The organism is Streptomyces sp. NPDC091376 (assembly GCF_044757085.1).
Taxonomy (GTDB): domain Bacteria; phylum Actinomycetota; class Actinomycetes; order Streptomycetales; family Streptomycetaceae; genus Streptomyces; species Streptomyces pratisoli.
Window position 1 is genome coordinate 294,843 of sequence record NZ_JBIVUF010000006.1, and the last position, 12,719, is coordinate 307,561.

Annotated in this window: 9 protein-coding genes; 2 read left to right on the forward strand and 7 right to left on the reverse strand. The window is 70.8% G+C overall.

Annotation, left to right across the window (positions count from 1 at the left end; translation table 11 throughout):
• Window positions 1–29: 29 nt before the first annotated feature.
• From ACIQMR_RS15650 to ACIQMR_RS15670, 5 genes are all read right to left on the reverse strand, one after another.
• The gene (locus ACIQMR_RS15650; protein ID WP_401386478.1) at window positions 30–2,276 is read right to left on the reverse strand and encodes a tetratricopeptide repeat protein; all 2,247 of its coding nucleotides are present in this window, start codon (window positions 2,274–2,276) and stop codon (window positions 30–32) included.
• A 26-nt stretch (window positions 2,277–2,302) separates the two neighbouring features.
• Complete coding sequence (locus ACIQMR_RS15655) at window positions 2,303–3,163, reverse strand: oxygenase MpaB family protein (protein ID WP_401386481.1); 861 nt, start codon at window positions 3,161–3,163, stop codon at window positions 2,303–2,305.
• 93 nt (window positions 3,164–3,256) lie between these two features.
• The gene (locus tag ACIQMR_RS15660; RefSeq protein WP_401386484.1) at window positions 3,257–4,231 is read right to left on the reverse strand and encodes an antibiotic biosynthesis monooxygenase; all 975 of its coding nucleotides are present in this window, start codon (window positions 4,229–4,231) and stop codon (window positions 3,257–3,259) included.
• Window positions 4,232–4,234: 3 nt separating this feature from the next.
• Window positions 4,235–6,952 carry a molybdopterin-dependent oxidoreductase gene (locus ACIQMR_RS15665; RefSeq protein WP_401386486.1) on the reverse strand — a complete coding sequence of 906 codons (2,718 nt, stop codon included), beginning with the start codon at window positions 6,950–6,952 and terminating at the stop codon, window positions 4,235–4,237.
• The gene (locus ACIQMR_RS15670; RefSeq protein ID WP_401386489.1) at window positions 6,949–7,776 is read right to left on the reverse strand and encodes an FAD binding domain-containing protein; all 828 of its coding nucleotides are present in this window, start codon (window positions 7,774–7,776) and stop codon (window positions 6,949–6,951) included. The genes ACIQMR_RS15665 and ACIQMR_RS15670 overlap by 4 nt, the downstream gene beginning before the upstream one ends.
• Before the next feature lie 508 nt (window positions 7,777–8,284).
• Here ACIQMR_RS15670 and ACIQMR_RS15675 point away from each other — a divergent pair.
• Complete coding sequence (locus tag ACIQMR_RS15675) at window positions 8,285–9,721, forward strand: dihydrolipoyl dehydrogenase family protein (RefSeq protein WP_401386492.1); 1,437 nt, start codon at window positions 8,285–8,287, stop codon at window positions 9,719–9,721.
• A 44-nt stretch (window positions 9,722–9,765) separates the two neighbouring features.
• On the opposite strand, the gene ACIQMR_RS15680 is transcribed toward ACIQMR_RS15675, so the two are convergent.
• Window positions 9,766–10,644, reverse strand: a complete 879-nt coding sequence (locus ACIQMR_RS15680) for a class I SAM-dependent methyltransferase (RefSeq protein WP_401386495.1) — start codon at window positions 10,642–10,644, stop codon at window positions 9,766–9,768.
• A 202-nt stretch (window positions 10,645–10,846) separates the two neighbouring features.
• Window positions 10,847–11,440, reverse strand: coding sequence for a helix-turn-helix domain-containing protein (locus ACIQMR_RS15685; protein WP_401386497.1), 594 nt, complete (start codon window positions 11,438–11,440; stop codon window positions 10,847–10,849).
• Window positions 11,441–11,670: 230 nt separating this feature from the next.
• On the opposite strand from ACIQMR_RS15685, the gene ACIQMR_RS15690 reads away from it, so the two are divergent.
• On the forward strand, window positions 11,671–12,627 hold the full coding sequence (locus tag ACIQMR_RS15690) for a DUF4344 domain-containing metallopeptidase (protein ID WP_401386499.1): 957 nt from the start codon (window positions 11,671–11,673) through the stop codon (window positions 12,625–12,627).
• Window positions 12,628–12,719: the final 92 nt, after the last annotated feature.

Here is a 12,719-nt window from a genome sequence, read left to right on the forward strand (position 1 = left end):
GCCCGTTCGGGTGAGGCCGCCGACGCGGCTCAGCGGCCCCGGCTGCCCCGCTGCTGGCGCAGGGCGGCGACCCGCCGGTACAGCTCGACCGCCTCGCCGCCCCGGCCCAGCTGCTCCAGGCAGTGGGCCTCGTCGTTGCGACTGGCCAGCGCGTCGGGGTGGTCGGCGCCGAGGACGCGCTCGCGCGCCTCGGCGACCTGGCGGTAGACCGCGAGGGCGTCGCCCCAGTGACCGAGCCAGCCCAGGCCGACGGCGATCTCGCGGCGGCTGACGAGGGTGTCCGGATGGTCGGGGCCCAGCACTCGCTCGCGGATCCCGCAGACGTCGCGGGCCTCGGCCAGCGCCTCCTCCCAGCGGGCGAGCCGCCCCAGGTTGACTCCGAGGCCGTGGCGGGCGCGCAGGGTCTCGGCGTCGCCCGGGCCGTGGACCCGGGTGCGGTCGTCGACGAGGGCCCGGTACAGCTCCAGGGCCTCGGCGCTGCGCCCGAGGCGACCGAGGCTGATGCCGACCTCGTAGCGTGCGGAGAGCGTGTCGGGATGGTCGGGTCCGAGCGTCTGTGCGCGGCCGGCCGCGACCTCCCGGTAGGTCGCCAGGGCCTCGGTCCACCGGCCCAGCTGGCCGAGCGCGTACGCGACCTCGTAGCGGGTCACCAGGGTGTCGGGGTGCCCGGCCCCGAGCACCCGGGCACGGGCCGCGGCGACCTCGTCCGCCATGCGGTAGGAGTCCTCCAGCCGGCCGAGCCGGCTCAGGTTGAAGGCGAGGTTGTGGCGGCAGCGCAGGGTGTCGGGGTGCTCGGGGCCCACGGTCCGCATCCGGGAGGCGAGCACCGACGTGTACACCTGGTGCGCGTCGAAGTGACGGCCGAGCTGGCCGAGGACGTACGCCGTCTCCTGGCGCGCGGCGAGGGTCTCCGCGTGGTCGGCGCCCATGGTGCGTTCGCGGCCTTCGGCGACGCGGCCGAACTCGCGTAGCGCGTCCGCCGTGCGGCCGGTCCTGCTGAGGGTGAAGCCGACCTCGTAACGGCTGGCGAGCGTGTCGGGATGGTCGGGTCCGAGGGCGTGCTCGCGCTCGGCGGCGACCGCGCGGTGCACCTCGCCGGCCTCCTCCCAGCGACCGAGCCGCCCGAGGCTGAGGCCGGCGTTGTGCCGGCTGGTGAGGACGGCGAGCAGCTCGGGCGAGGGGGTGGGGCGCTCGGGGCGGGGCGGCTGCACCAGGACGGGGTCGTGGAGCCGCACGCCCGTGGTCCACTCGCCGGTGAGGCCCGCGGTGTGGTCGGGCGGCACGGCGCTGAGGGCATGGACACCGGCCGCCTTGTGACCGGTGGTCATGCCGCGGGTCCAGGACGGCAGGTCTCGCTCGCCCGACCGCGGGTGCGGGACCTGCGGCGGGACCGCCGGGTTCGGGGCAGCGGGTGCGCCGGGCGCGGTGCGGACGGCGGCGGTGATCCTGCGGCGCAGGTCCTTGGCGTCCTGCGGACGGTCCTCGGGGGTCTTGGCGAGCAGGTCGAGGACGATCCGGTCGATGGAGCCGGGCAGTTCGGGGCGGTGCGTGCGCAGCGGCTCGGGCGGGGTGTCGCGGTGTCCGACGAGGACGCCCCAGGCGTCGTCGAGGTCGAACGGCGGGGCGCCGGTGGCGATCTCGTACAGCACGCAGCCCAGCGAGTAGAGGTCGCTGCGGTGGTCGACGTGGCCGCCGCCGATCTGCTCGGGCGACATGTAGTGCGGGGTGCCCATGGCGATGCCGGTGCCGGTCAGCCGGGAGGTGAACCCGATGTCGTGGCCGAGGCGGGCGATACCGAAGTCGCAGATCTTCACGGTGCCGTCGGTCAGCCGCATGATGTTGGCGGGTTTCAGGTCGCGGTGGACGATGCTCTGTTCATGGGTGTAGGCGAGGGCGTCGGCGACCTGCTCCGCGATGTCGACGACATCGGACACCGGCAGCGGGTGCTGCTTGTTGTCCTCCAGCAGCTGGCTGAGGTTGCGGCCTTCCAGCAGCTCCATCACCAGGTAGAGCACGCCCTCGTCCTCGCCGAAGTCATGGACGACCGTGACTCCCCGGTGCTGGAGTGCGGCGGCGACCCGGGCCTCTCGGCGGAAGCGTTCGCGCAATACCCGGATGAAGGTCTGGTCGTGCTGTGGGCCCAGTGGTTTCAGGCACTTGACCGCGACGTGCCGCCCCAGTGACTCGTCTCGGGCCTGCCACACCTCGCCCATGCCGCCCCGGCCGATCAGATCCAGCAGCCGGTACCGGCCGTGGATCAGCCTGGTGTCCGCCATCGCGTGCCGTCGCCCCCGTCGCTTCGCTACGCCCTCCCCGGCCCGTCCAGTATGGCCGCCTGTCTGCGTAGTTTGTACGGTGCGGGGCGGCTCCCGGGGCCGAGTCGGGCCATCGCCTTCAAGATGTGACCTGGCGGCAGCTGCCAGCGCAGCCGTGCGGGAACGCAGCGCAGGGCCCTGCCCGTGGCGGCGAGCCGGCGGGTCACGCGCTCCTGCGAGGGCGCCGGTCGGCCGTACAGCTCATGGGCGTACGGAGGCAGCGCGTCGTACGCGAGCGCCGCGACGCGCCGCCAGAGCACGTCCCGCGCCGGGACGAGGAGCGGGTGAACCGGCGGGCTGCGCAGGAAGTCGTCGACGACACGGGCGTCCGCGCCGGCTTCGAGTGCGGGGCGTACGGAGCTGAAGTAGTCGGCGAGCGCGGCCCTGGAGGCGGGCACCTCGGCCGGTTCGAGTCCGACGAGGCGGGCGCTGACGCGGTGTTCGTCGATGTACCGGTCCGCCTGGGCGTCGCTGAGCGGGAAGCCGGAGCGGCGCAGGACGGCGAGGTAGGAGTCCACCTCGGCGCAGTGCACCCAGAGCAGCAGCTCCGGTTCGTCCACGCCGAGGAGCCGGTGGACCTTGCGGACGCGCGCCCCGGCCTTCTCGGCCGCCTCGGTGGTGCCGTACGAGAGGGTGCCGACGAAGTCCGCGGTGCGCAGCAGCCGGCCCCAGGCGTCCTTCCGGAAGTCACTGTTGATCATGACGCCGCGGACGGCGCGCGGGTGCAGGGCCTGGAGGTAGAGCGCGCGGACACCGGCGACCCACATCATCGGGTCGCCGTGCATCTGCCAGGTGACCGAACCGGGGCCGAACAGGCCCGGGTCCCGGTCCTCGGTGACGGCGCTCATGTCTCGACGTCGTGCCTCACAGCTTCGGTTCCCGCCAACGTACAGGCCTCAACGTACAGGCCGTACCGCCACGTGTTCGAGTGCGCGCCCCTGTCAGGGCAGGGTCCAGATCTGGGTCGTGACGACGAAGAAGAAGGCCACCCAGAACAGCATCGCCACGGCGACGATGCCGAGGCCGACGCGGTTGGACCTCGCCGGCGGTTCCTCGGGCGACGGCCGCAGCCAGCGCCTGAGCAGCGGGTTCACGTAGTAGGGCATCGTGAGGAAGCTCATGGCGAAACTGGAGAACAGGTTGCCCACGAGCAGCCCGAGCCACAGCGGCATGTTCAGCGGTGCCAGGGCGAGCGCGAGCAGCACGACGGTCGGGTACAGGCCGACCCAGACCGCGATGGCCGTCTTGGTCTCCGAAGGTGGCGGCGCTTCCCTGCCGTTGTCCCTGAAGGCGAACCAGCTGCCGAACGAGTTGTCGATCGTGCGCATCCTGAAGTCGTTGAACCTCGCGCCTTCGGCGAGGATCTCCTGCCGCCTGGCCGACGTCAGCCAGGAATTGAGATGCTCGGCGTTGTCGAAGCGGTACAGCGTGGTCCATTCGTCCTGGAGCCCCTCGACCGGCCGGAAGATCTCCGTTCCGCGAAAGCCTTCGAACCTGCTCTTCTCCTGGCTCATGCGGCTCTGCCAGTCGAGGAAGTCGTCCACGTGGTTCGGGTGGACGCGGTGGGTGACCACGACGGTCACCAGCGGATCCTCCCTCGGCCGTGTGCCGCCGGTGACGACCTGCTGGGTCGCGGGACCGTCGAAGTAGCTTCTGCCGGTCTCCAGAAGACTCTGCCGGGTCGCGCTGTTGATCCACATCTGCAGATGGGCTATCGAGTCGAATCGGTACACGACGACCCAGTCGGACTGCAGGGATGTCGGCGGGGAGATCTCGGCTCCCAGGAAGCCGGTGTACTCGGCGGCGACGGCGTTGACGGTCTCCTGCCATGTCTCGAACTCCCGCTCGTGTCCGGGCAGGACCTTCTGGCCGATGATCGCCGTCGCCGTGGCGTCTCCGAGCCTTTCGGTGCCCATGGCTCAGTCCGTCCGCACCGGCTGGTTCTCGCCGAGCCGGCTGTAGATCCGCTCCGGGGTCAGGGGCAGCGCGCGGTAGCGGACGCCCGTCGCGTCCTGGAGCGCGTTCGCCAGCGCCGGTGCCACCGGATTGATACAGCATTCCGCCATGCCCTTGGACCGCATGGGCCCGACGGAGTCCGAGGAGGCCACCAGGAGCAGCTCGGTGCGAGGGATGTCGGCAAAGGTGGGGATGCGATAGTTGCGGAAGTTCGGGTTGGCCATGACGCCGTTCGCGTCGACGTGGTGGTTCTCCGTCAGCGTGAAGCCGATTCCCTGGGCGACACCGCCCTCCACCTGGCCCCGCACCTGCGCGGGGTTGATGACGACTGCGGCGTCGGTCGCGTGGACGCTGTACAGGACGCGGATCTCACCCGTCACCCGGTGGACGGCTATCCGGAATCCCTGCGCATTGGAGACGACGCTTCGCGGGGAGCCATAGGCCTTGCGGGCGGCGGTGAACCGGATGCCGCGCGCCCGGGCCAGGGCGACGAGTTCGGCCAGGGACACCCGCTGGTCGCCGCAGAGGACGGCGTCGTCGTCCATGGAGCACATCACGGGATGGACACCGGTGCGCGCGGCTGCGAACTCCAGGATGCGGTCGCGCACGGCGTTGGCCGCGCGGAGCACCGCGTTGCCCGCCACGAAGAGGCCCGCGCTCGCGAAGGCCCCGGTGTCGAATCCCGTACGGTCGGTGTCGGACTGCACCAGGCGTATCCGCGACGGCGTCGTGCCCAGCTGGTCTGCCGCGATCTGGACGTGCGCCGTGGATGTGCCCTCGCCGAACTCGACCGTCCCGACGGCCACCTCGTACACGAGGTCGTCGCCGAGCGTGACCCACGCCTCGGAGATGTGCTCGGTCGGGGGCGCCGTCTCGTGCAGGGAACTCGCGACGCCGGCCCCGACGAGCCACCCGGGACCCGGGGAGGGCTGATCGGCCGTGCGGGCGAGAGCGTCGTCCACCCGGTCGATGCACTTCCCGAGTCCGTCCTCGGTGAACACCACGTCGTCGGGGCCGTCGTGCAGGGCGACGAGCGGCTCACCGGGGCGCACGATGTTGCGTCGTCGCAGTTCGAGCGGGTCGATGCGCAGGGCGCGGGCCAGTTCGTCCATCGCCGATTCCACGGCGAACGCCAGCTGGGTCATCCCGTAGCCGCGCAGCGCGCCACTCGGCACCGTGTTCGTGTAGACGGAGAACGCGTCGTACTTCTTGTTGGGGCAGCGGTAGATCATGACGGCGGCGCCGCCCGCGAACAGCGTTTCGCCGCCGTGGTTGCCGTAGGCGCCCGTGTTCGACACGTTGCGGACCTTGAAGGCCGTGAGCGTGCCGTCCGCCTTCGCTCCGAGCGTGACCGTCAACGTCATCGGGTGGCGTGGCGAGGCGGTGGTGAACTCCTCCTCACGCGTGTACTCGAAGCAGACGGGCCGCCCGGTGTCCAGGGTGGCGAGCGCGACCAGGTCCTCCGAGATCACTTCCTGCTTGCCTCCGAAGCCGCCGCCGACGCGTTTGCAGAACACGCGGATCCGGTCCGGTCGCAGCCCGAAGAGATGGGCGAGTTTGCCCTTCGCGATCGACGGCGACTGCGAACTGGTGCGGACGTTCAGGCGGCCGTTCTCCATCCAGGCGATCGAGCCGTGGGTCTCGAGATGCGCGTGCTGCACCCGCGGTGAGAAGTACGTACCTTCGTGGATCACGTCGGCCGCGGCGAACCCCGCGTCGACGTCGCCGATGTGCGAATGGATCTCCAGCAGGATGTTGTGGACGGGATCGCGGACGAACGGGTCCTCCGCGCCGTGCAGTTGGGGCGCTCCCTCGGCCATCGCCTCTTCGGGGTCGAGGACGGCCGGCAGGACCTCGTACTCCACGACGACCCGTCGGCAGCCCTCTTCCGCGGCCGCGACCGTGTCGGCCAGCACCGCGACGACGCGCTGACCGACGAAGCGGACCGTGTCGTCGAGGATGAAGGTGTCGTCGGGGTCCACGAGATGGTCGGTGTGGATCGCCGTGGTGAAGCGTTTGCGCGGCACGTCCTGCCAGGTGTAGACCCGCCGCACGCCGGGGACGGCGAGCGCGGCGGTCCTGTCGATCGAGACGATCCGGGCGTGCGCGTGCGGTGAGTGGAGCACCTTGAGGTGCAGCATGCCTTCGACGTGGGTGTCCATCGTGAACTCGGCGCGGCCGGACACCACGTCGTTGCCCCCGGGCGCGCCGACGCTCGTCCCGACGGCCTTTCCCGGCGCGGCCGTCTCCAGACCGACGACGCCCTTCACGGCGTCCTCGATCGCCCGATAGCCGGTGCAGCGGCAGAGGTTGCCCTTCAACGCCCTTGGCAGGTCCGCCTTCTGGGCCTCGGTGAACGTCGCCGACGTCATGATCATCCCTGCGGTGCAGAAGCCGCACTGGAACCCCGGGGCGTCGCGGAACCGCCGCTGCATCGGATGCAGGTTGCCGGGTGACCCGATGCCCTCGATGGTCGTCACCTCGTGTCCGTCCGCGCGGAAGGCGGGGGTGATGCAGCTGTGCACCGGACTGCCGTCCAGCCACACGGTGCACGCGCCGCAGTCGCCCGCGTCGCAGCCCTTCTTGACGCCGTAGTGGCCGAGTGCGCGCAGGAAGGTCCGCAGGCACTGGCCGGGCTCCGGTTCCTCGTCGAAGCTCCTGCCGTTCACGCTGTACGTCATGCCGCGCCTCCGCCCATGAGTTCGCGACGGATCTCTTCGGCGAAGTGCTTCGTCAGATGGCGCCGGTGGCCGGGGGTCCCGTTGGGATCGGCGAACCAGACGTCGGCGGGGACGACATCGATGCTCTGCCGCAGGGTTCGGGCGTCCGGCACGGTGTCGAAGGCGATACGCACGGGCCGTGCGGTACCGGCCGTGACGGTGAGGAGCAGATCGCTCGTTCCCGGTGTCCGCGTGCCGACGAGGAACACCGTCGAACGGCCCAGACGGGTCAGTGTGAAGCGACGGTGGGCGACGCGCTTCCTCAGGGCGCGCGCCGGAATCTCGATGCGCCGCAGGATCTCGCCGGGGGTCAGGACGTTCCGATGGTCACCGGTCACGAAGTCGAGGGCGTCGACGGTGCGCGTGGACCCGTCGGGAGCCCACAGCTCGTACCGCGCCTCGAGTGCGACCGTCAGCGTGATCATCGGGCCCGCGGGCAACGACATGCAGATGTTGCCGCCGACGGTCGCCGCGTTCCAGACCTTGAACGAGGACAGGAACGCCTCGCAGCTCTCGGCGAGAAGGGGGCCCGCGAGCCACTCGCCCGGGGGCGCGAAGGCGTACAGGTCGCGGATGGTGCAGGTGGCGCCGATCTCGAGGCCCGTCTCGCTCGGTACGAGGGGATCCCAGCGCAACGCGGTCAGGTCGATCAGCCGACGCAGACCCGGCTGCTCCGCGGAGAACAGCCACGTTCCGCCCGCGAGCCAGGCATCGCCTTCACGCCAGTCGGCACCCGGCCGGTCCAAGGGCCGCCGGACGACTTCGGTGATGGTGTTGAGGTCCATGGGAGACCTCCCTCACGGCTGCGCGACGCGCGCCGGGAGCGGCACGACCTCGGGCGACGACGTCGAGGGACGGAATCGAATCATGGCCGCTTCGGTCGAGACCGCCAGGGCGGGACCAGCAGCACAGAAGCACCCGTAAAGCATATATCGGAACGGGCCTGCCCCGCCAAGGCAGGGCAGGCCCCGGCCCTTGCTGGAAGGCGTCATGCGACACATGTTGTTACGCTCGAAAGGAGTTGATCTGTTCGCCGTGCGAGGTCTCGGGGCCAAGTGCCGGACCGAAAGCCACCGATGGGTGTGCCGATTCCGCGTTGCCGGACCAACTGGCCGAGACCGGTGCGGTCATGGCCTTCGAGATCGGTGCGGCCATGGCCTTCCTCCGTGCCTTGATCCGCAGGCACAGGCTCAACGGCTGACGGGATCGTGCCCCCGCGGTCACGTGTGACACCCGTCGCGCCCGCCCCCCGCGGCACGGACCGCGGAACCGGAAAGAGACGGCAGGAGCACAGTGAACGACACCTCCCGCACATACGACGTCGTCGTCATCGGCGCGGGCCCCGTGGGTGAGAACGTGGCCGACAGGACCAGGGCCGCGGGGCTCAGCACCGTGATCGTGGAGAGCGAGCTGCTCGGTGGTGAGTGTTCGTTCTGGGCGTGCGAGCCCAGCAAGGCGCTGCTCCGGCCGGTTCTGGCGCGTGCCGACGCACGCCGCGTGCCGGGTCTGAGGAAGGCCGTCGCGGGGCCGCTGGACGTCCCCGCGGTCCTCGCCCACCGCGACGACATCGTCAATCACTGGCACGACGAGGACCAGGAGGAGTGGCTGGCCTCGATCTCCGTCGACCTCGTACGGGGCCATGGCCGCCTCGACGGTCCCCGCCAGGTGGTCGTGAGCACCCCCGACGGCGGGACCGTGCGCCTCACCGCCCGGCACGTGGTCGCCGTCTGCACCGGGTCCGGTCCGGCGCTGCCGGACCTGCCCCGTCTGGACGAGGTACGTCATTGGACCAGTCGTGACGTCACCAGCGCCGATGCCGTGCCGGGGCGTCTCGTCGTGGTCGGCGGCGGCGTCGTGGCCGTCGAAATGGCCACCGCCTGGCATGCGTTGGGCGCGGAGGTCACCATGCTTGTTCGGGACGGTCTGCTCGCGCGGATGGAACCGTTCGCCGGGGAGCTGGTCACCGACGCGTTGCGCGAGGCGGGCGTGGACGTGCGCTTCGGGACCACCGTGACGGCCGTGGCGCGGGACGACGGACCCGACGGCGAGGTGGCCATCACACTGGCGGACGGTGAGCGGTTGGTCGCCGACGAGATCCTGTTCGCGATCGGACGGGCACCGCGTACCGATGACATCGGCCTGGAGACCATCGGTCTCACCCCGGGCGACTGGCTGAAGGTCGACGACACCTGCCGGTCGACGGCCGTCGAGGACGGCTGGCTGTACGCCGTCGGCGATGTCAACCACCGCGTACTGATGACCCATCAGGGCAAGTACCAGGCCCGGATCGCGGGCGCCGTGATCGCGGCCCGCGTCAAGGGCGAACCGCTCGACGAAGCCAGGTGGGGCACGCACGTCACGACCGCCGACAGCGACGCCGTGCCCCAAGTGGTCTTCACCGACCCCGAGGTCGCGGCCGTCGGCCTGAGCGCGCGGGAGGCCGAACGCGCCGGACACCGGGTCAAGGTCGTGGACCACGACTTCGGCAGCGTGGCCGGTGCGGTCCAGTACGCGGAGGGGTACCGCGGCATGGCCCGCATGGTGGTGGACCTGGACCGTGGCACCGTGATCGGTGTCACCTTCGTGGGCCCCGGCGTCGCGGAACTGCTGCACTCCGCGACCATCGCGGTCATCAGCGAGGTGCCCGTCGAACGGCTGTGGCACGCCGTCCCCGCCTTCCCGACGATCAGCGAAGTGTGGCTGCGGCTGATGGAGGCGTATCGCGGTTAGGCGTGCGTGCGGCGCCGGGGGTGCGGCGTGCCCGGCGCGCGCCTTCAGCTACGTCGTGCGGCCCACACCATGCGTTCGGTGCGTACGGTCAGATCGTCGCGACGCAGGATGCTGTGCGGGCTGTCGGTGTCGAGCAGCCGGTCGAGCGCGGTGCGGTCCTCGGCCGTCAGCGCCTGGGCGACACCGTCGCGCACGCGGCGCAGGCTGGTCAGCGCGTACCGCCCCACCGCATCGGTAGGGGGCGGGCCGATGTGCACGGTGATGGTGCGCAGGCCTTCGACGGTGAAGCCGGCCGCGGTCAGCTTCGGCCCCCAGTCGGCGCCGCGGTGCGACACCTTATCGGCATGGCGCTGGTCGAGTACGGCGTGGCAACGCTCCTCGAGTCCAGGACGGTCCTCCGGGGCGTCCTCGGGCAGGAAGCGCGGGAAGCCGGCCAGCTCGACGACGGCGAACAGGCCGCCCGGCGCGAGCATGTCGTGGACCTGGCGCAGCGTCCGGTCGGGGTCGGCCATGTGGTGCATGGAGGCTGAGGCCCACACCAGTTCCGGGGTGCCGAGGTCGGGCCAGGCCTCGTCGAGGTCGGCCCTGACGGTGTGCACCCGGTCGGCCAGGCCCTTCTCCCCGGCCTTCTCCCGCAGGCGGTCGAGGTGGCTGATCGAGGTGTCGACGGCGCTCACCTCCGCGTCGGGGAAGCGGTCGAGCAGGGCGAGGGTACCGGCTCCGGTTCCGCAGCCCAGATCCACGATGTGCCGGGGAGTGGCTGCGACGGGCAGCCAGGCGGTGATGGAGGCGGTGTGCTCGGCGAGCACTTCCGCGTCCAGATCGAGGATCTCCGCCTGGACGCCGGTGTCGTGGTCCTGTTCGTGCGCGTGGACCGCATGCGCGCTGTGGTCGTGTACTGCGTGCCGGGATGCGTGTGTCATGGCGGCCACGCTATGAGGATCAAGAGCGTGCGGCACGAGCGCTTTCCGAAAGAGCAAGACGATGGCCGCCTGGGCTGCCGACCGCGCAAGCAGGTCCCGGCCCGCGGTGCGCTGCGGCCGTTCGGCGCGAGGACGAGCGCGCGTGGCGGCCCGCGGTGCGCTGCGACCGTTCGGCGCGAGGACGAGCGCGCGCGTGGGGGTTTCATCCTCGCGAGCGGCTCGCGCCTTCGGTGCCCTCGCCGCGTTGGTGGCCGCGGCGGGCGTCGCGGTCGAAGATTCCCAGGATCTCGCAGGGTCCGCCCTCGGCGCCGATGGCGTGCGGGAGCATCGTCGGGAACTCGGCAGCCTGGTTGGTCTCCACACGAATCCGCCGGTTGCCCAGGAGCAGGACCGCCGTGCCGGACAGGACGACGAGCCATTCGCGGCCGGGGTGGGCACGCATGCTCGAGGGACTCTCCGGCGGCGGGTCCGTCATGCGCCGGCGCACGACGGTCATGCCGGGGTCCGCGCGGACGGGCCACCGCATCTGGCCACGGGCCGCGTCGATCGTCGGGCTGGTGATGACGTCGTCGGTGGCGGTCTCGACCAGTTGGTCGAGCGTGGTGTCCAGGGCGCGGGCCAGGGTGACGAGCTGGTCCAGGGCGAGTCTGCGCTGGCCGTTCTCGATACGGCTGAGGGTGGACGGGCTGAGCTGGGCGCGGGTGGCCAGCTCGTCCAGGGACCAGCCCTGAGCCATGCGCAGAGCGCGGATCCGTTTGCGTACCAGCGCGTCGAGCTCGCCATCGTCTTGCGTCATACGCAGCATCGTATGCCGCATGCGCAAGCCCGACTCCACTTGAGGCACGGACACAGCCATCTCGAACCATAGGGGCGAAAAGCTCCACAAATGGTTGATTACAGACACATGAACCGTCGATCATGGTCCGCGTGTCCGGTCGCGTACCGCCTGCGCACCGGAAAGTGGCGTGGTCCACGAGGGCGCAACGGCCGCCCGAACGTCCCGTCCGGGAGAAGGAGCTGACCAGGATGCTGAACAGTGGTGGTTCCTCGGCCAGGTCGAGGACTGCCGTGGCGGGGGCGCTGCTCGTCGCCGCCGTCGCGGTCGCCTCGTGTGACGGCGCAGGCAGCGCGGCCGACGCGAGCGGCAAGGTCACGGTCGTCTACGAGGACGACACGATCAAGCCGAAGGACCGGCAGGCCGTGGCGGTGATCCGGAAGTCCCGCGTGCTCGAGCAGCTCGCCGACTGGGTGAACGCGTCGCTCGCCCTGCCGCACGACCTGGTCGTGAAGGTCACCGACAAGGTGCCACCGGGGGTCACGGACGCGGTCACCCAGCCCGACGGGAGGACGATCTTCGTGCCCCCGCCGTTCCTGACCCAGATCGAAGAGGTCCTCGGGAATGTGGTCAGGACCGTCGAGCGCCCCGCACTGCTCCCCGAGGCCCAGTTCACCACCGACGGCCTGACCGCACTGTCGACCCAGTTCATCTTCGGCCACGAAATGGGCCACGCGCTGCAGCGCCTGCTTCTGCTCGCGAACCTCGGCCTCGAGGAGGACGCCGCCGACGGTTTCGCGTCGTTCTCCACTGTCAACGAGGTGGGACCGGGTCCGTCGCTGGCAGCCGCGATGCTGTTCGACGAACTCGCCCGCGAGGAGGGCGGGCTGACGCTGGAGGGGTTCGCGAGCGATCACCCCGTCACCCAGCAACGGGTCTTCAACTTCCTTTGCTACCTGGAGGGGAGCGACCCCAGGAAGTTCTACGGGCCGCTGGTCGACGCGGGCTATCTGCCGAAGACCCGAGCACCGTTGTGCCCACAGGCATGGGCGATGCTCGACTACGGCTGGTGGACCCAGCTCCAGCCTGATTTCAACGGGGCGTTCAAGGACCAGGGCGACAAGACGCAGAAGAACGCACGCGACCGGCTGATCGCGGAGACGAAAGCCTTCGCGGAGAAGCTCGACACGATCCGCAGCGGGCAGTGACCCCGCACGGCGCTCGCCGGGAATCCCCGGCAGTCCCGCATCCACCCGGCGAGGGTCTGGACACGGCGTGAGTGCCGGTCCGCGCATTCTGG